The following is a 16,331-nucleotide window of genomic DNA, read 5'->3' as shown; positions in this document are numbered from 1 at the left end:
GAAGACCTATGATTTTTGACAAAGAAGATTACAAAGCCTATGATGCGGACCTATGGAATGCCATCGCAAAAGAAGAGGAGCGCCAGCAAAACAATATCGAGTTGATTGCTTCTGAGAACGTCGTTTCAAAGGCAGTTATGGCTGCACAAGGGTCTATCCTGACCAATAAATATGCTGAAGGTTACCCTGGTCATCGTTACTATGGTGGGACAGATGTTGTAGACGTCGTTGAAAGCTTGGCGATTGAACGCGCTAAGGAAATTTTTGGTGCTAAGTTTGCCAATGTTCAACCCCACTCAGGTAGTCAGGCCAACTGTGCTGCTTATATGGCCTTGATTGAGCCTGGAGACACTGTTATGGGGATGGATCTGGCTGCTGGTGGACATTTAACTCACGGTGCCTCTGTGAGCTTCTCAGGTCAAACTTATAACTTTGTGTCTTATAGTGTAGATCCTGAAACAGAGCTCTTGGATTTTGATGCCATCCTAAAACAAGCCAAAGAAGTGAAGCCAAAACTCATCGTTGCTGGTGCCTCAGCCTACTCTCATATCATTGATTTCTCTAAATTCCGTGAAATTGCGGATGCAGTAGGAGCTAAGCTCATGGTTGACATGGCCCATATCGCTGGTTTGGTCGCAGCAGGTCTTCACCCAAGCCCAGTTCCTTATGCACATATCACGACCACGACCACCCACAAGACCCTTCGTGGCCCTCGTGGTGGCTTGATCTTGACCAATGATGAAGACTTGGCCAAGAAGATCAATTCAGCTATCTTCCCTGGTATTCAAGGAGGACCTTTGGAGCATGTCATCGCAGCTAAAGCAGTAGCCTTCAAGGAAGCACTGGATCCAGCCTTTAAAGAGTATGCATCGAACGTCATTAAAAACAGTCAGGCCATGGCGGATGTCTTCTTACAAGATCCTGATTTCCGTGTCATTTCAGGCGGAACTGAGAACCACCTTTTCCTTGTCGATGTGACGAAAGTCGTTGAAAATGGGAAAGTGGCGCAAAACTTGTTGGATGAAGTCAACATTACCCTTAATAAGAACTCTATTCCTTATGAAACCTTGTCGCCATTCAAGACCAGTGGAATCCGGATTGGGGCAGCAGCCATCACCGCTCGTGGTTTTGGAGTAGAGGAAAGCCGTACAGTGGCTGAACTGATGATCAAATCCTTGAAAAACGCAGAGAACCCAACTGTATTAGAAGAAGTGCGGAACCAAGTCAAAGCCTTGACAGATGCCTTCCCACTTTACGAGGACTAAACCATCTTATGGACATTTACGTAAAAAAAGCCATCATTCATCAATTTAGCCCAGATGATACCGATCTTTATCTAGCAGACAAATTCCTGAATATCACCCCAAAAATTGAGGAATACTTGCGCAAAAAGATTGAGCGGGTCTATTCCGATGAGGCCAAGACCGGCATTTTTAAGGAAGACAATCCATTCCTTGAGATGATAACGGATGATCTCCTAGAAACTTCAGTAGCCTTAGCCAATCGCTGGAAAGAAGAATTTGTCGTCTCTGAGAATCAAAAGACCAACGATTTGGTGTTTATCCAATTCTCAAAAGAAGGGGTGGATCATTTTGCCTTTCTTCGGATCGCCTTACGGGAAACCTTGACACATCTTGGTGGGGAAGTGGATAATCCGATTAAGTTGACGCAAAACAATCTACCTGGCTTTGGAACGGGTGCTGATGAAGCCTTGGTTATCAATCTTCAAAGCCGCAAGTACCATTTGATCGAAAAACGAATCAAGTACAATGGCGCTTTCTTGAACTATTTCTCTGAGAATCTCCTCCAGGAGCAACCCAAGATTTCACCTAAAAAATCGATCAAAGAAATCGAAAAAACAGCCCAACGGATTGCTGAGAACTTCCAACAAGATGATTTTCAGTTCCAATCCAAGGTCAAATCAGCAATTTTCAACCAACTGGAAGAAGAGAATGAATTGTCACCTGAAAAGTTAGCCAATGATTTGTTCGATAACAACTTAACAGCTCGACTCAGTTTTGTCGATCAGGTGAAAGAGACTATTCCAGATCCTGTTCGCTTCGATGAGATTGATGCCAGCCGCCAATTGAAGAAATTTGAAAACCAAAAACTCTCCCTTTCAAACGGAATTGAGCTTTTGGTCCCTAACCATGTTTACGAAGATGCTGAATCAGTAGAGTTCATCCAGAATGAGAATGGGACCTACTCGATCCTCATCAAGAATATAGAGGACATTCAGAATAAATAATGATGAAACGAATAATAAAAATTTTCTTTTGCCTCTTGCTCGTCTTTTTCATATACAAGGGCTATCAGATACACCGGGATGTAAAACAGGTCATGACTTATCGTACCTTAGTGCGTGAAGTACTGGCTGAGGAAGATACTGGTACTAATGAAGATCTGATCCTTGCTATGATTTATACAGAGACCAAGGGCAAGGAAGATGATGTCATGCAGGCCAGTGAAAGTGCAACAGGCCAGACAAATTCTATCACCAATAACAAAGAAAGTATACGCCAAGGAATTCAAACCCTCTCTGAAAATCTGCGAAAAGCAAAGGAGAAGGGAGTCGATCCCTGGACAGCTGTTCAGGCTTATAATTTCGGACAGGATTACATTGAATATGTAGAAAAAAATGGCGGGAAAAACAGTCTTGAATTAGCTCGTAAATACTCAAAAGAAGTGGTTGCACCGAGTCTTGGTAATGTCACAGGGAAGACCTATCTTTATCTCCATCCTATTTCATTTTTACATGGCTCAGAGCTCTACGTTAATGGGGGAAATTATTATTATTCACGTCTCGTTGAAATGAATCAGTTCATCATGAAACTATTTTCCTGGTTCTAATACAAGCAGTCACTCTAAACAAGGGAAGAATCCCTTGTTTTTTTATGGAGCAAACTGTCATCTGTTTATAAAGAAGCTGTAAGCCCGTCATAAGATAAAAAGGATAGACTAGTTGGGAGGCAAAGGGATAAAACCTGCTTCCTTTTTCTGTAGGCTTATATTAAAAATTTAAGTCCTAAAAAAAAACCAATTTTCATTGGCTTTTTAATCTGTTACTTCGATTGAGAGATAAGGAAGACCTAAGATTTTTCCGAAAATACCTAGAAGTGTTTTCATAGCTGAAGCTTTAATAATAGCTGTTTGACCAGCTTTTACGATCACTTCCTTAGAACGAGTGAAGGCTCCTCTTTGATCTACGTAGACCTTAACCATATCAACCCCTTCAGGAAGCGGAAGTATAACGGTTTCGTCTTTGCTTAAGTTGGCAACACATTCTCCATTGATATAAACGTTTACCTTCATTAATACACCTACAAGGCCAGTTTGACGCGATACTGTAATTTCTGACATTTTGTTTCTCCTAAACTTTAAAAGTATTTTACTTAATAATTCATAAAAATAACGATAACTTTATCATAGCATTGTTTTCTTTAAGAATCAAGTTAAATCTTATACTAAAGATAGTGTATGTATCTATTAGAATAGATTCTTCAAATTAAGTTTAAATCATAAATAATTACGCTTGAAGAACTTACAAATTTATGCTATTATCATGTTGAAAATAATTATCTCATTCTGTTATAAATTATGAAAGAAATAGTTGTATATACACAAATAATTATATTTTAAAGTAAAAAATAAGTCAGGAAATGTATTATGAAGATGTTTATACTTTCTATATTGGTTGCGTTTTTATATCATCTGATTAAAGCTCAATTTAAGAGTATTTTTTTAGATATTCTAATATTTTCATTTGTAATAACTTCTCATTTGATTTTTTCTTATTACTTCTTACCAATAGAATTATTAATCGGACTTAGTGGAGCAAACATCTTATATACAATTTTTAAGAAGCTTAAAGATAAAAAAACTATGAAAGACTTCATGAAATATTTTATTATTGGAATTGGTGAAGTTAATTTCCTTACTTATCTAATTTACATGTGCATGAGCCTCGCTCCTCTCTTTCATATATTTATTATCGGAGCAGAAGTAAGTTCTGGAAAAATGGTTATAATCATCTTAAGTTTACTATGGGGATTATTTTTAACATTTGCACGGATTTATAGCAAACTTTTGAAATGAATAGATTAATTATTTCCTATAAGATACATGTTTTATAAATACTATTCAAATAAAGATCTCTATATATATTTTCATCATTTTTGACTATAGTAGTAAATCAAAAAATCACTTGAAAAATCAAGTGATTTTTTGTATTTAAATAAATTTTTATGTATCTATCTAGAGATTAACTCTGACATCAAAAGGGAACTTGTAATATCATTTTGCGTTTCTAGTAATTTATTATTTTTCTCTAATAGAGTATTTTGTTTAGAATTTGATTGTTTCAGTTCAGAGTAATGAGAGTGTTGTTGCTGAATGGAGAATTCTAGACTTTCACGCAATTTCTTACCATCATCAGCCAGTTGAGATGAAAGGTTATCAACAGATTGATAATTGATAAAGATTATTAATGGTGTAGAGCATCTGATCTTGGAATTGATCTGTTTTCATAAGATTGACACTCTCTTTCCATGTATCTGCTCGTCCCTCGTTTAATAACTGCCAAATAACTGATAAACTTTTAGAATCATGATACGATTTTGGTAGTAATGCAATCATACTAGTACCGTTTTCAATTCTATTATTATAGTCTTGCAAAGCCGTAGAAAATTTTTCATTTAACTTGAAAACCTTTTCAATTGCTGCTTTAGGGTATCTTTTTTTCCAAACATCAGTTGTTTTTAGCAATTCTTTATTCTTATTATAGTCATTAATTAATTTATTTAAATAATCAGTAGGGATTGCATCAGTAATTAATTGGTTATAAACATTCTTTTCAATAAATTCTGATAGAGGCTTATTTGTATACTCTTTTAAGACTGTTTGTGAGTGAATATAACGATCGTTAGCAATCTTTTTAGATTTTGATTCTGCTGAAGGATCTCTTACAAATTTTTCCCAGAGAGAAATAGTTAGTGGACTTGTGATAGTCAATAAAACTGCAAATGCAATTACAAATCCTACAAAGAATGAGAAGGATAAAAATGGATATTCCAAAAATTCCAACGTGACTAGACTAATCAAAGGTTCTAATACCCATTGAAAAAAATCCCACCAACTACTCCCCATACCGTATACATTCAAATAAAAAATATACAACAAAACTAAACCAGATAGCATTGCCGATAGACTTAATGTAAAGAAGCCTGGAGATTTTGTTTTACTAATCTGTTCTTTTGACCAGTCTAAAAAGTATTCAGGATTTTCTGCTTTTAGATTTTCTAAGAATATTTTACTATCATTCTTCCAGGATTTTGAGTTTGAGGATACATTCTTCTATATCCCAATAAAAGCGGTTGAAGACTTTATATATTATCCACCTTCAATACCTGTTCCAATTGTGGTTGGGCTTTTGATAGTCTGAGTTCTATATAGCATCAGACAGGTTATGAAAAATAGAATCCACTATGAAAATATTGTTATTCCAGAGAATCGAAAGAAAAACGCTCTCGTCCCTGGAAAGCGTAGACAACAACAATTAGTGGTAGATAATCTGAAAAATACCTTGAAATCCACTGAAGCTCAACTACTGAACCATCAAAATGAAATGATGAATATTATGAATACCATTTCCATTCCCAATCAGTATTGGACTAATGATGAAGTCATAAATTTCCTCATACAAAAATTAGAATATGGGAAAGCGAAGACTATCGGAAAAGCTTTGAATCTTTGGGATATAGAAGTATCGACTAGAAGAGTTGAGCAGGCATCGAAAGCTGTTATAAAAGAGACGAGAGAAGCAGAAGCTCGTCTGGCTAGACAACGTGCAGAACAACGTAACATTAGAGATAATACCGAAGCTCAAAATAAAGTAGCAGAAGAATTAAAACGAAGGAATAACCGTTCTGTGTTCTATAATGATATTGCGAAGAAAAACGGTTGGTTATAAATAAGGAGATACACTATGAAAAAAAAGAAATTTTTAGCTAGCTTTACACTATTGGTATCTACGGTACTCTTATTTGCTTGTCAGAGTAATAAGAGTACCACAAAATCCTCTGAAAAGATTGTTGAAACCTCCTCTTCATCAAAAGATGCAATCTCCGAGGAACAAAGAAATAATTGGTTGAAGGAGTTTTATGAAGAAGAAGCTGAAACTGATGGTTCAAACTACCATAATGAGATTGAAGAACGTAGTCAAAAAGCATGGAATGAGAATCAAACCAACATCTTCAACGGACAGGCTAGCATAAATGTTACTAATGACTACCTTCCTTCTGAATTGACAAAGCTAAATGTCACGATTGACGGTTATGATGAAGCAACTAGAAGCTTGAAAGTTACTGTTACTAACAACTATGATGAAACACTGATTGGAACAACAACCAATTCAAACAATAATAACCTGTACGGAACGTATTTCACTCTATATGGTTAAACAACGTTGTCAGGACGTTCTGAGAGGGTTAAAATCGCTCAGATTGCTCTTGCTAGTGATTTACCAGCTGGGAAGTATATTCAACTAGAAATTCTTCCATCGGCTCTTGCAAATCGTCAAACTGATTATGCTAAAAAAATAGTTAGATTCCAAATACTACTTACTATCAACCGATTACGGCAATGCTTTATGGGATATTACTAAAGACCAAGTAATGGGTGAAGAGATTATTTCAGAACAAATAGTATTATCTAGCCTTGCGAATATCTACATTGTACCCAAGCTAGTATTTGAAACTTACCGATCTACAGCTCCAAGTGATTCGGAGCTAGAAAATCTAATTTCAAACAATTAAAGAAAAGAGCAGACTGATGAACATAAAGAAACTAATATTGACCCTACTCACTCTAACGCTGACAATTGTCCTTTGTGCTTGTGGTAATCAATCGAATACTAATGATCGTCAGCTAGCAGGAACATATTCATACGAAAAAAGCGGTATTGACGGTTCTGAAATGGGATTCGAAGACGAAGAATTGACATTGCATTACGAACTAAAAGTAAGTGGTGATGAAAACATATTTAATATCAATCTCCTTTCAGAGAGAGGCAATAATGTGAAGTACCTCTATTCCGAGAGAGTAGCTATTGATACGGACAAACAGATTATCAGTGATAACAATGGTACTGAGCTGAAATATTCAGTTTCTGGAGATTCTGTAACAATGCCTGATTTAGCAGGAAATATTGGTGAAACAGTAACATTAAGTAAATAGAATAAACCAAAAAATAGAGCTTGATATGTAATTTATCAGGCTCTATTCTTGTAAGTTTGTAAGTAATATTTTATATTAATCATCTAATTACAGTTTTTTTACATTTTTTATTAATATTTCTGTATTGTCAATTAAAAATTTCCCATCATTATTACTAATAAACTCATTAATATATTTAAGAATACAAACATAATGATTATAGTAAACGTTATATGTATTTGCGTCTAAACAGAAGTGAGTTAAAGCAAATTTAACATGGTCAGTTCGTTTAATATCGGTGAAATCTACGATTTTTGCTCTATCGGCATCAATTTTCTTTCCTAGAGCATATCTATTTGGAATTTCGTTATTATCACTATTATGAATGATACTATAGTCATTCATAATGGGTGTATTTACTTTAAAATTTTCAAAAAAATGTTCTCTGTTAATAAAAAGATTATGGGATTTTAATTCCTTAATTAATTTAATAATGGGTACATACAGGTTTGTGTTAAACATATTAATAGAGGTGATTCTATCTAACTCGTTTGTTAATATTTTAATTTGCTCGTCATAGCTTGTAAATAAGTTAAAACCCAGCAATTCATGGGAAAGTAGTCTATTTATTTCTGTAGGAGTCATATTTAAAACATTAGTAATTGCTTCAAAAGAGCAGACAGTTTCACTTCCATATAAAACCTTTATAATTCTTGATATGATATTAATAAAGCATGAATAGATTTTTATACTATAAAAGTCACTAACTTCTTGGACTTGTTCTAAAGTATAGTAATTCTTATCAATTATTTGTTTAAATATATCAGCTAACTTTTTCCTTGTTTCGGAAATATTGGATGTTTCATATGTTAGAATTCGTCTATTACGTAAATCGAAAGGTAGTTCTGAAACATTGCCAAAATCAGAATTGAACACACAAATAACTCTATCCCACCCTAGACACTTTACTGCATATCCTAATTCAAATAATACGTTAGGGTTAGGAGTTCTTTTACCATTTAAACTACTGTTTATAATTGATATATCTGCTATAAATAGGCCACACTTATCAATTTTGGTTAATATTGAATCAACAATATCTGGACTACCTAGAACACCTTTTGTATCTCTGTCAATTTCAGTGATAAGAGAGTACGGAGAATCTTGGTTCATTTTTTTCAATGCTAATTTTATAGAATTCTCAATTAAATTTCTATTTGTTTTATTCGGTAAGTCAGATTGCCATGAAAAGAATATTGTAGTCATAAAAAGCTCCGATAGTTAATCAGTAGAATATTATTTGTGAATGAATTTGGTTAGCAATAACTACAATGTTTGAGTTCCTCATTTATTTTGATAATATAGAAAACTAATATAAGCAGAATGAGATGATATTCATACTCATATTGCTGAATAGAATCATAAATAGGTACTCCATGCAAATACTTATTTCTGATTCCCCAGCTATTGTCATATGATTTGTTATTTAGGACAAAATTCAAATAATTAATTTCTTGAATTGAAAATAAGGTATCCGAAAATATTAACCATCCATTATCAAGCATCCTATCAGCACTGAGTTTTTCAGATTCAGATAAAGATATACTATTAACAGAGCCGTATAAGAATATTTTTTCTAAAAGACTTATTTGGGACATATCTTTAAAAGATATAACGCCTGTATCATTTTGGCAAATTCCAGCATCTATTAGTAGTTTTATGTAATCTATTTGATATTCATGAAAATTTGCATAACTCAAGCATTGTTGTGAAATTAATTCCTTAAAGTTGCTTCCTTTGTATTCCTCATTAATAAAATGAATAGGACTTTGGTCAGAGAATAATAAATTAACAATCTGTTGAATATTATTATCTGAATTATTCATTGAGAAGTATTTTCTTTTAGTAAAACTCTGCAAAGATTCAATTGAAGGAGTAGAAGTAATATTATATAAATTTACATCAATAAGCCCTTCTTCACTCAATAATTTGTATTGTTTTCTTAATGATTCTTCGATTCTAAAAAGTGTTGCTGTTTTATTTCCCGTTGTTTCTGAAATTGAAGGCACATCAAAATGTATCCAATCAATACCGTACTGATTAGTCAGGAAAATATCGAAAAACCAAGTAATGAAATCTTCAATTCTTAGACTGAATTTCTGTAGTATTTTTGATAAAGCAATCAGTTTCATCACGTATAGTTGATGCTTGACTGAGAAGTAAAAACCAAATTTATAGTGATTTCTAGTCGAAATGCCTAACGTTCTTTCAAGTACCCCCATCTCTAATTGAGGAAAGCTTGCTAATGCAAAAGTACCAACACTTGTGATCAGTTCAAAGTCTTTACAAAAATAGTCTAATATATTTTGAAAATTATGTTTTTCAAAAAGTTTAGCACTATCTATAAAAGTTGATAATGTATATTCATATTGTTTTGGCCTAGCTCCACCTGTTGAGACTGCAATAGGATTATACAAACCTTTTTCAATTCCCTCAATATGAAGCTCCCTACTCTTTTTAATTGCGTAATAGTACGCTTCCTTCTTTGTATATACTCTAATATCAACTTGAATTCCAAAATCCTTATCATTAAAACTAGAATTTAATTCTTGAATTTTTTTGTCAATCAACAGTTTTTGTTTATCTGTAAGTTGAAAGTATCTATTCTTATCGAAACCTTTTATAGGGTTTCTTAAAATTTTTAAATAATTTATATTCACATCGGGGTCACAAATATATTTTTCAATTAAATCATTCCACTCTAAATTTGTGATATTACTTGGGATAACATTTTTACATGAATTTGAATCTACAAAATTATCGAGTAATATTTCAAGATGAGAGGGTGAACTCAGAAAAAATTGCTTAATGAAAGTAGGATACTTTTTTAGAAAATAGGTATTTTTTAAGAGATGACATAAATGTAGATTGGATTCTATAAAATATTGCACAAACTCTACTTCACTAATTTTTTGACCATAGTTAAATAATGTAAATATCTCAAAAAAGTCTTCACGATAGTTATATTCGCTTTGTAGAAGTTTTATGTTATTTAAAATCTCATCTTTCGGAGCAGAACCAAAATAATTATTTTGTAGTTGAATCATCGAAGGAAGAGATTTCTTTACTTCTTCAATATAGCTTAGCGACCAGTCAATTGAAAAAACCTCATTTTCTATGAATTTGATAATATTATAAAATTCAAGGGCTTCCAAAAAAGAATTTAGGCTATAAGAATTCGATAAATAAGCATCTAAAATTTCTTGAATTCTTGGAAAATAGAAACCGATAGATAAGTCATTTACATCATAAAATTTTACTCTAGAAATCATATATATTTTTTACATTTGAAAAATAAAATTACGTGCTATTAAAATACTTTGTACTTTTTATTATAAAAATCCCTCCAAAAATGTTGGTCAAAAAAATTTTTAACTAACTTTTCGGGGGGATTTAGGGGGGAATCAAACGAAGATACACCCTTTTTAGACTATTTTGTTCCTGCTAAACTGCTGTAGAATCGCCATTTTGAAGGTAAATCAAGCCTCTCCGTTATTCCCACTCAACAGTTGCAGGTGGTTTACTTGTGATATCGTAGACGATGCGGTTGACGTGGTCAACTTCGTTTACGATACGTACAGAGATTTTTTGGAGTACTTCCCAAGGGATTTTGGCGAAGTCAGCTGTCATTCCATCAATAGAAGTGATAGCACGGATGGCAATGGTATAGTCGTAAGTACGACCATCTCCCATAACACCTACAGAACGAACGCCAGTGTTAACAGTGAAGTATTGCCAAATATCGCGTTCAAGACCTGCTTTGGCAATTTCTTCACGAAGGATAGCATCTGACTCACGAACAGTTTCAAGTTTCTCTTCCGTGATTTCACCCATGACACGGATCGCAAGACCTGGTCCTGGGAATGGTTGGCGCCATACGATGTGGTCTGGCATGCCAAGCTCTGTACCGAGAGCACGAACTTCATCCTTGTAAAGTGTGTTGAGTGGCTCAATCAGTTCAAACTGCATGTCTTCTGGAAGTCCACCCACATTGTGGTGAGACTTGATGGTTTGAGCAGTATCTGTACCTGACTCGATAACGTCAGTGTATAGTGTTCCTTGAGCAAGGAATTTTACATCTTTAAGTTTGCTTGCTTCATCATCAAAGACATAGACAAACTCGTTACCGATAATCTTCCGTTTTTGTTCAGGGTCAGATACACCTGCCAATTTATCCAAGAAACGTTTGGCAGCGTCTGCTTTAACGATATTCAAACCAAACTTACCACCAAGCATATCCATCACTTGGTCAGCTTCCCCTTTACGAAGGAGACCGTGGTCTACAAAGATACAGATCAACTGATCACCGATGGCTTTTTGGAGAAGAACCCCAACTACAGAAGAGTCAACACCACCAGAAAGTCCAAGGAGAACACGTTTGTCTCCAACTTTTTCACGGATTTGTTTGATTTGCATCTCGATGAAATTATCCATGGTCCAATCGCCTTTGGCACCACAGATGTTCAAGGCAAAGTTACGCAGGATATCATAGCCATGTACTGAGTGACGAACCTCAGGGTGGAATTGGATACCGTAGATTTTCTTATCTGGATTTTCAATCGATGCATACGGACAGTCAGCAGAAGTACCTGTACGAACAAAGTCAGCAGGGATTTCTGTAACAGCATCCCCGTGGCTCATCAAGACCAATTGTTTATCCGGTGTGCCTGCAAAGAGAGCAGAAGACTCCGTCAAGCTAAGCTCAGATTGACCGTATTCACGGTTACCAGCATCGCCTGCAGGAACAACCTTCCCACCAAGCTTGTGAGTTAATAACTGCATCCCGTAGCAGATCCCAAGAATTGGAATTCCAAGTTCAAAAATTTCAGGATCAATGTCAAAAGATCCTTCTTCATACACTGAGTTTGGTCCGCCTGAAAGAACGATCCCAACTGGATTGATTTCACGCACTTCAGCTGCAGTAATCTTGTGACTCTTCAATTCTGAAAAGACACCAATCTCACGAATACGACGAGAGATGAGCTGATTGTACTGGCTACCGTAGTCAAGCACGATGATTTTTTCAACATCATGCAAATCAGTTGATAGGTTTGTCATCTTTTCCCCTTCTTCTAGAAAATTCTTTTCCTCTATTCTAACACAAAAGCCCCTTCATTACCAATCAAGACTGACTAGGATTGAAGATTTAACAAAATTGCGCTACAATAGGTTATAACACACAGAAAGAGTAGCAAGATGATTCCAGCTTACATACAAATTCACGATCAAATTAAAGCCGAAATTGACCAGAAAATCTGGAAAATCGGACAACGCCTCCCTAGTGAGCGGGACTTGGCTGAGAAGTTCCAAGTGAGTCGGATGACCCTCCGTCAAGCCATCACACTCTTGGTAGAAGAAGGAGTACTGGAGCGACGTGTTGGTAGTGGTACCTTTGTCGCTAGCACGCGCGTCCAGGAAAAGATGCGGGGGACGACTAGTTTTACTGAAATCATGAAGGCACAGGGGAAGATACCTTCGACACAGGTTATTTCCTACAAACGTACCATTCCTAGCCTTCAAGAAGTAGATAAGCTTGGTATCGACAAGACCGAAACAATTGTTCGAATGGAACGGGTTCGTTATGCAGATGGTGTACCAGTCGTTTATGAAGTTACATCCATCCCAGAGAAATTTATCAAGAACTTCAAAAAAGAAGAAGTGACCAGTCATTTCTTCCAAACCTTGGAAAAGCACGGCTATCGAATTGGCAAATCTCAACAAACCATCTATGCACGATTAGCCAAAGAAAAGATTGCTGAATATTTAGAAATCCCCAAAGGACAGGCCATCCTTGGATTGACTCAGATCTCATATTTTGATAATGGTGTCGCTTTTGAGTATGTAAAGAGCCAATATGTTGGAGAACGCTTTGAGTTTTACTTAGAAAATAATTAGATTTACATAATTTATATTACGTAATTCACAGGAGTCTTTCGCTAGTAAACATCAACCTTGTTTTAAATCATTTGAAATCGGACCTCCTTGTTTCTTATGAGACAAAATAGGTAAGTCCCGCTAGTCTTTGGCGGGCTTTTTTGATATAATGAAAGGTATGGAAATTGAGAAAACCAACCGAATGAATGCGCTCTTTGAGTTTTACGCAGCGCTCTTGACGGACAAGCAAATGAACTACATCGAGCTTTATTACGCAGATGACTACAGCTTAGCTGAGATTGCGGAAGAGTTTGGAGTGAGCCGTCAGGCGGTTTATGACAATATTAAGCGGACAGAGAAGATTCTAGAGGATTATGAGATGAAGTTGCATATGTACTCTGACTACATTGTACGCAGCCAGATTTTTGATCAGATTTTAGAACGCTATCCGGAAGATACTTTTCTACAAGAGCAGGTTGAAATTTTATCAAGTATTGACAATCGGGAGTAATCATGGAAAATCTTGTCATCTATAAAGGAATACCCTGTAAATTATTAGCTGCAGAGGAACCATTTCCTAGTCGGCTACAGATTATCTCGCCAAATGATATCTCCAAGGCTATGCAAATAGGTTTTAGCTGTTGGGGATATCCAAATGAAATCATGAAAGAAGTTACACCCGAAGAACTAGAATGTTTCCAACATTTCGGACGATTTCCACTGAATTGAAAAAATAGGAGAAAATAATGGCATTTGAAAGCTTAACCGAACGTTTACAAAACGTCTTTAAAAATCTTCGTAAGAAAGGAAAAATCTCTGAAGCGGATGTCCAAGAGGCAACCAAAGAGATTCGTCTAGCCCTCTTAGAGGCCGACGTTGCCCTTCCTGTTGTAAAAGACTTCATCAAACGCGTCCGTGAGCGGGCCGTAGGTCATGAGGTCATCGAAACCCTCAACCCTGCCCAACAAATCGTCAAGATTGTCGATGAAGAATTGACAGCCATTTTGGGTTCTGAGACAGCAGACATTATCAAATCTCCAAAGATTCCAACCATTATCATGATGGTCGGTCTTCAAGGGGCTGGTAAAACAACCTTTGCTGGTAAATTGGCTAACAAATTGGTCAAGGAAGAAAATGCACGTCCTTTGATGATTGCAGCCGATATCTATCGTCCAGCTGCCATTGATCAGTTAAAGACTCTTGGTCAACAAATCAATGTCCCTGTCTTCTCACTCGGTACAGAAGTCCCTGCAGTTGAGATCGTTCGCCAAGGTTTGGAGCAAGCAAGAGCCAACCACAATGACTATGTCTTGATCGATACAGCCGGTCGTCTGCAAATCGATGAAAAACTCATGGGCGAGTTGCGCGACGTCAAAGCCCTTGCTGAGCCAAATGAAATCCTCTTGGTTGTCGATGCCATGATCGGTCAAGAAGCAGCCAATGTGGCGCGTGAGTTCAATGAACAACTAGAAGTAACTGGGGTCATCTTGACCAAGATCGATGGGGATACCCGTGGTGGTGCGGCCCTTTCTGTCCGTCAGATTACTGGAAAACCAATCAAGTTCACTGGTACTGGTGAAAAAATCACGGATATCGAAACCTTCCACCCAGACCGCATGTCTGGTCGGATCCTCGGTATGGGGGATATGCTGACGCTGATCGAGAAGGCTTCTCAAGAATACGATGAGAAACGTTCCCTTGAACTCGCTGAGAAGATGCGAGAAAACACCTTTGATTTCAACGACTTCATCGATCAGTTAGACCAAGTCCAAAACATGGGACCAATGGAAGACCTGCTCAAGATGCTTCCAGGTATGGCTAATAATCCAGCCATGAAGAACCTCAAGGTCGATGAACGAGAAATTGCTCGCAAACGTGCGATCGTTTCATCCATGACACCAGCTGAACGGGAAAATCCAGATTTGTTAAATCCAAGCCGTCGTCGTCGGATTGCTGCTGGTTCAGGAAATAGCTTTGTCGAAGTCAATAAATTCATCAAGGACTTTAACCAAGCCAAACAGATGATGCAAGGTGTCCTCTCTGGAGATATGAACAAGATGATGAAACAAATGGGTCTCAATCCAAATAATATGCCGAAAAACATGCCTGGTGGTATGCCTGATATGTCTGCTCTTGAAGGAATGATGGGACAAGGTGGCATGCCTGACTTGTCAGCTCTTGGCGGAGGCGCTGGAATGCCTGATATGAGCCAAATGTTTGGCGGTGGTCTCAAAGGAAAAGCCGGTGAATTTATGATGAAACGGGCGATGAACAAGATGGCCAAACAAATGCGCAAAAATAAGAAAAAACGGAAATAATCGTTTCTAATAAGGGCCTGGAACACACTGTTCTGGGTTCTTTTAGAAACTACTACTAGAGGAAAGATGTTAAAAAAACTATTTCAACAAGTCATTCGTTTCTTTGCAAGATTGTTTTCTTCGCACAGCAAGCCCTTTGAATTTCCTAAAGGATCGAAGAAACCACCAATCAGACCGATTATCTTTGTACCTGGGAGTTCAGCCAGTATACAGCGATTCAATGGAACCATTCGCATGCTCCATCGCTTTTCTAGAAAAAAGCAAAGTCTCTTAAAAATCAAAGTCAATAAAGATGATTCTATAGAGATGGAAGGAAGACTGAATACCAAAGAGCCGAATCCAATGATTGTGATTGGCTTCGAGAACAATCGAGATGGCTACAGCAATATCAAGCAGCAAATCGAATCCCTTAAGATTGCTCTAACCTACCTTCTTGATCACTATCATTTTACAGAGTTCAAGGCAGTCGGGCACTCCAATGGTGGACTAGTTTTGACTGGCTTATTGGAAAGTGGCTTTTTAGAAAAGAAAAAGCTGACCGTAAGCAAGCTCGCTATTATTGGCAGTCCTTACCAATTCAATCAAGAAATGTATGACGATTTTCAAAAATGGAAGCATCGCCTAGGAAAAGAAGTAGAGGTCCTTAACTTTGTTGGTAGCTTTGCTGGAAAATCAGACGGGATCGTCCCCCTTTCTAGTGCCCAAGCAGCAAATTCTATTTTTGACAATCAAACCTATACAGAAGTGAATTTAAATGGTCGTAAGGCTCATCATTCAGCTTTACCCACTAATCCAGATCTAGTGAAACAATTAAGTCTATTTTTGAATCTATAAGTAAATTACATAATTTCGGTTATGTAATTTTTA

17 protein-coding genes are annotated in these 16,331 nt (G+C 36.4%); 12 read left to right on the top strand and 5 right to left on the bottom strand.

What is annotated here, in order from left to right:
- Positions 1-8 precede the first annotated feature (8 nt).
- From glyA to ADF75_RS02635, 3 genes are read left to right on the top strand one after another with little or no spacing between them, the layout of a single operon-like run.
- Positions 9-1,265: a serine hydroxymethyltransferase gene (gene glyA / locus ADF75_RS02645; RefSeq protein WP_048789031.1), complete on the top strand. Its 1,257-nt coding sequence runs from the start codon at positions 9-11 to the stop codon at positions 1,263-1,265.
- Between the two features lie 8 nt (positions 1,266-1,273).
- Positions 1,274-2,248, top strand: coding sequence for a nucleoid-associated protein (locus ADF75_RS02640; RefSeq protein ID WP_048789030.1), 975 nt, complete (start codon positions 1,274-1,276; stop codon positions 2,246-2,248).
- A complete protein-coding gene (locus ADF75_RS02635) occupies positions 2,248-2,850 on the top strand; it encodes a lysozyme family protein (RefSeq protein ID WP_048789029.1) in 603 nt (200 codons plus the stop codon). Before ADF75_RS02640 ends, ADF75_RS02635 begins: the two co-directional genes overlap by 1 nt.
- 204 nt (positions 2,851-3,054) lie before the next feature.
- Here ADF75_RS02635 and ADF75_RS02630 read toward each other — a convergent pair whose 3' ends face one another.
- Positions 3,055-3,360, bottom strand: coding sequence for a hypothetical protein (locus ADF75_RS02630; protein ID WP_048789028.1), 306 nt, complete (start codon positions 3,358-3,360; stop codon positions 3,055-3,057).
- 306 nt (positions 3,361-3,666) lie between these two features.
- On the opposite strand from ADF75_RS02630, the gene ADF75_RS10890 reads away from it, so the two are divergent.
- A complete protein-coding gene (locus ADF75_RS10890) occupies positions 3,667-4,095 on the top strand; it encodes a hypothetical protein (RefSeq protein WP_342666685.1) in 429 nt (142 codons plus the stop codon).
- Positions 4,096-4,455: 360 nt separating this feature from the next.
- Here the strand turns inward: ADF75_RS10890 and ADF75_RS02620 are convergent, their stop codons facing one another.
- On the bottom strand, positions 4,456-5,145 hold the full coding sequence (locus ADF75_RS02620) for a hypothetical protein (protein WP_048789027.1): 690 nt from the start codon (positions 5,143-5,145) through the stop codon (positions 4,456-4,458).
- A gap of 319 nt (positions 5,146-5,464) precedes the next feature.
- Between ADF75_RS02620 and ADF75_RS02615 the strand changes: the two genes are divergently transcribed.
- The 3 genes from ADF75_RS02615 (at position 5,465) to ADF75_RS02605 (ending at position 7,233) form a co-directional block, all read left to right on the top strand.
- Positions 5,465-5,968, top strand: a complete 504-nt coding sequence (locus ADF75_RS02615) for a hypothetical protein (RefSeq protein WP_239665198.1) — start codon at positions 5,465-5,467, stop codon at positions 5,966-5,968.
- Between the two features lie 15 nt (positions 5,969-5,983).
- Complete coding sequence (locus ADF75_RS10770) at positions 5,984-6,457, top strand: hypothetical protein (RefSeq protein ID WP_239665197.1); 474 nt, start codon at positions 5,984-5,986, stop codon at positions 6,455-6,457.
- A gap of 371 nt (positions 6,458-6,828) precedes the next feature.
- A complete protein-coding gene (locus ADF75_RS02605) occupies positions 6,829-7,233 on the top strand; it encodes a hypothetical protein (protein WP_048789026.1) in 405 nt (134 codons plus the stop codon).
- An 87-nt stretch (positions 7,234-7,320) separates the two neighbouring features.
- Here ADF75_RS02605 and ADF75_RS02600 read toward each other — a convergent pair whose 3' ends face one another.
- From ADF75_RS02600 to guaA, 3 genes are all read right to left on the bottom strand, one after another.
- The gene (locus tag ADF75_RS02600) at positions 7,321-8,478 is read right to left on the bottom strand and encodes a hypothetical protein (protein WP_048789025.1); all 1,158 of its coding nucleotides are present in this window, start codon (positions 8,476-8,478) and stop codon (positions 7,321-7,323) included.
- A 50-nt stretch (positions 8,479-8,528) separates the two neighbouring features.
- Positions 8,529-10,544, bottom strand: coding sequence for a hypothetical protein (locus tag ADF75_RS02595; RefSeq protein ID WP_048789024.1), 2,016 nt, complete (start codon positions 10,542-10,544; stop codon positions 8,529-8,531).
- A 220-nt stretch (positions 10,545-10,764) separates the two neighbouring features.
- Positions 10,765-12,330, bottom strand: a complete 1,566-nt coding sequence (gene guaA / locus ADF75_RS02590; protein WP_048789023.1) for a glutamine-hydrolyzing GMP synthase — start codon at positions 12,328-12,330, stop codon at positions 10,765-10,767.
- Between the two features lie 138 nt (positions 12,331-12,468).
- Here guaA and ADF75_RS02585 point away from each other — a divergent pair, with 138 nt between their 5' ends.
- The 5 genes from ADF75_RS02585 to ADF75_RS02565 all read left to right on the top strand — a co-directional run bounded on the left by ADF75_RS02585 (position 12,469) and on the right by ADF75_RS02565 (position 16,298).
- Entirely contained in the window at positions 12,469-13,167 is a 699-nt protein-coding gene (locus tag ADF75_RS02585) for a GntR family transcriptional regulator (protein WP_023023243.1), read from the top strand.
- 157 nt (positions 13,168-13,324) lie between these two features.
- On the top strand, positions 13,325-13,657 hold the full coding sequence (locus ADF75_RS02580; protein WP_003001435.1) for a putative DNA-binding protein: 333 nt from the start codon (positions 13,325-13,327) through the stop codon (positions 13,655-13,657).
- A gap of 2 nt (positions 13,658-13,659) precedes the next feature.
- Positions 13,660-13,875: a hypothetical protein gene (locus ADF75_RS10765; protein ID WP_023026816.1), complete on the top strand. Its 216-nt coding sequence runs from the start codon at positions 13,660-13,662 to the stop codon at positions 13,873-13,875.
- Between the two features lie 17 nt (positions 13,876-13,892).
- On the top strand, positions 13,893-15,464 hold the full coding sequence (gene ffh, locus ADF75_RS02570) for a signal recognition particle protein (RefSeq protein ID WP_009731038.1): 1,572 nt from the start codon (positions 13,893-13,895) through the stop codon (positions 15,462-15,464).
- A gap of 66 nt (positions 15,465-15,530) precedes the next feature.
- Complete coding sequence (locus ADF75_RS02565) at positions 15,531-16,298, top strand: alpha/beta hydrolase (protein ID WP_048789022.1); 768 nt, start codon at positions 15,531-15,533, stop codon at positions 16,296-16,298.
- Positions 16,299-16,331: the final 33 nt, after the last annotated feature.

It is taken from the genome of Streptococcus sp. 1171_SSPC, from assembly GCF_001069335.1.
Lineage (GTDB): Bacteria > Bacillota > Bacilli > Lactobacillales > Streptococcaceae > Streptococcus > Streptococcus xiaochunlingii.
This window is presented reverse-complemented; position numbering and strand designations above follow the sequence as displayed.

What these genes read in the sequence shown, in the direction of transcription:
- ADF75_RS10765 (WP_023026816.1), top strand. Translation starts at nt 13,660, where the DNA reads ATGGAAAATCTTGTCATCTATAAAGGAATACCCTGTAAATTATTAGCT.
- ADF75_RS02640 (WP_048789030.1), top strand. Translation starts at nt 1,274, where the DNA reads ATGGACATTTACGTAAAAAAAGCCATCATTCATCAATTTAGCCCAGAT.
- ffh (WP_009731038.1), top strand. Translation starts at nt 13,893, where the DNA reads ATGGCATTTGAAAGCTTAACCGAACGTTTACAAAACGTCTTTAAAAAT.
- ADF75_RS02635 (WP_048789029.1), top strand. Translation starts at nt 2,248, where the DNA reads ATGATGAAACGAATAATAAAAATTTTCTTTTGCCTCTTGCTCGTCTTT.
- ADF75_RS02605 (WP_048789026.1), top strand. Translation starts at nt 6,829, where the DNA reads ATGAACATAAAGAAACTAATATTGACCCTACTCACTCTAACGCTGACA.
- guaA (WP_048789023.1), bottom strand. Translation starts at nt 12,330, where the DNA reads ATGACAAACCTATCAACTGATTTGCATGATGTTGAAAAAATCATCGTG.
- glyA (WP_048789031.1), top strand. Translation starts at nt 9, where the DNA reads ATGATTTTTGACAAAGAAGATTACAAAGCCTATGATGCGGACCTATGG.
- ADF75_RS02615 (WP_239665198.1), top strand. Translation starts at nt 5,465, where the DNA reads ATGAAAAATAGAATCCACTATGAAAATATTGTTATTCCAGAGAATCGA.
- ADF75_RS02565 (WP_048789022.1), top strand. Translation starts at nt 15,531, where the DNA reads ATGTTAAAAAAACTATTTCAACAAGTCATTCGTTTCTTTGCAAGATTG.
- ADF75_RS02630 (WP_048789028.1), bottom strand. Translation starts at nt 3,360, where the DNA reads ATGTCAGAAATTACAGTATCGCGTCAAACTGGCCTTGTAGGTGTATTA.
- ADF75_RS02600 (WP_048789025.1), bottom strand. Translation starts at nt 8,478, where the DNA reads ATGACTACAATATTCTTTTCATGGCAATCTGACTTACCGAATAAAACA.
- ADF75_RS02620 (WP_048789027.1), bottom strand. Translation starts at nt 5,145, where the DNA reads ATGGGGAGTAGTTGGTGGGATTTTTTTCAATGGGTATTAGAACCTTTG.
- ADF75_RS02595 (WP_048789024.1), bottom strand. Translation starts at nt 10,544, where the DNA reads ATGATTTCTAGAGTAAAATTTTATGATGTAAATGACTTATCTATCGGT.
- ADF75_RS10770 (WP_239665197.1), top strand. Translation starts at nt 5,984, where the DNA reads ATGAAAAAAAAGAAATTTTTAGCTAGCTTTACACTATTGGTATCTACG.
- ADF75_RS10890 (WP_342666685.1), top strand. Translation starts at nt 3,667, where the DNA reads ATGAAGATGTTTATACTTTCTATATTGGTTGCGTTTTTATATCATCTG.
- ADF75_RS02585 (WP_023023243.1), top strand. Translation starts at nt 12,469, where the DNA reads ATGATTCCAGCTTACATACAAATTCACGATCAAATTAAAGCCGAAATT.
- ADF75_RS02580 (WP_003001435.1), top strand. Translation starts at nt 13,325, where the DNA reads ATGGAAATTGAGAAAACCAACCGAATGAATGCGCTCTTTGAGTTTTAC.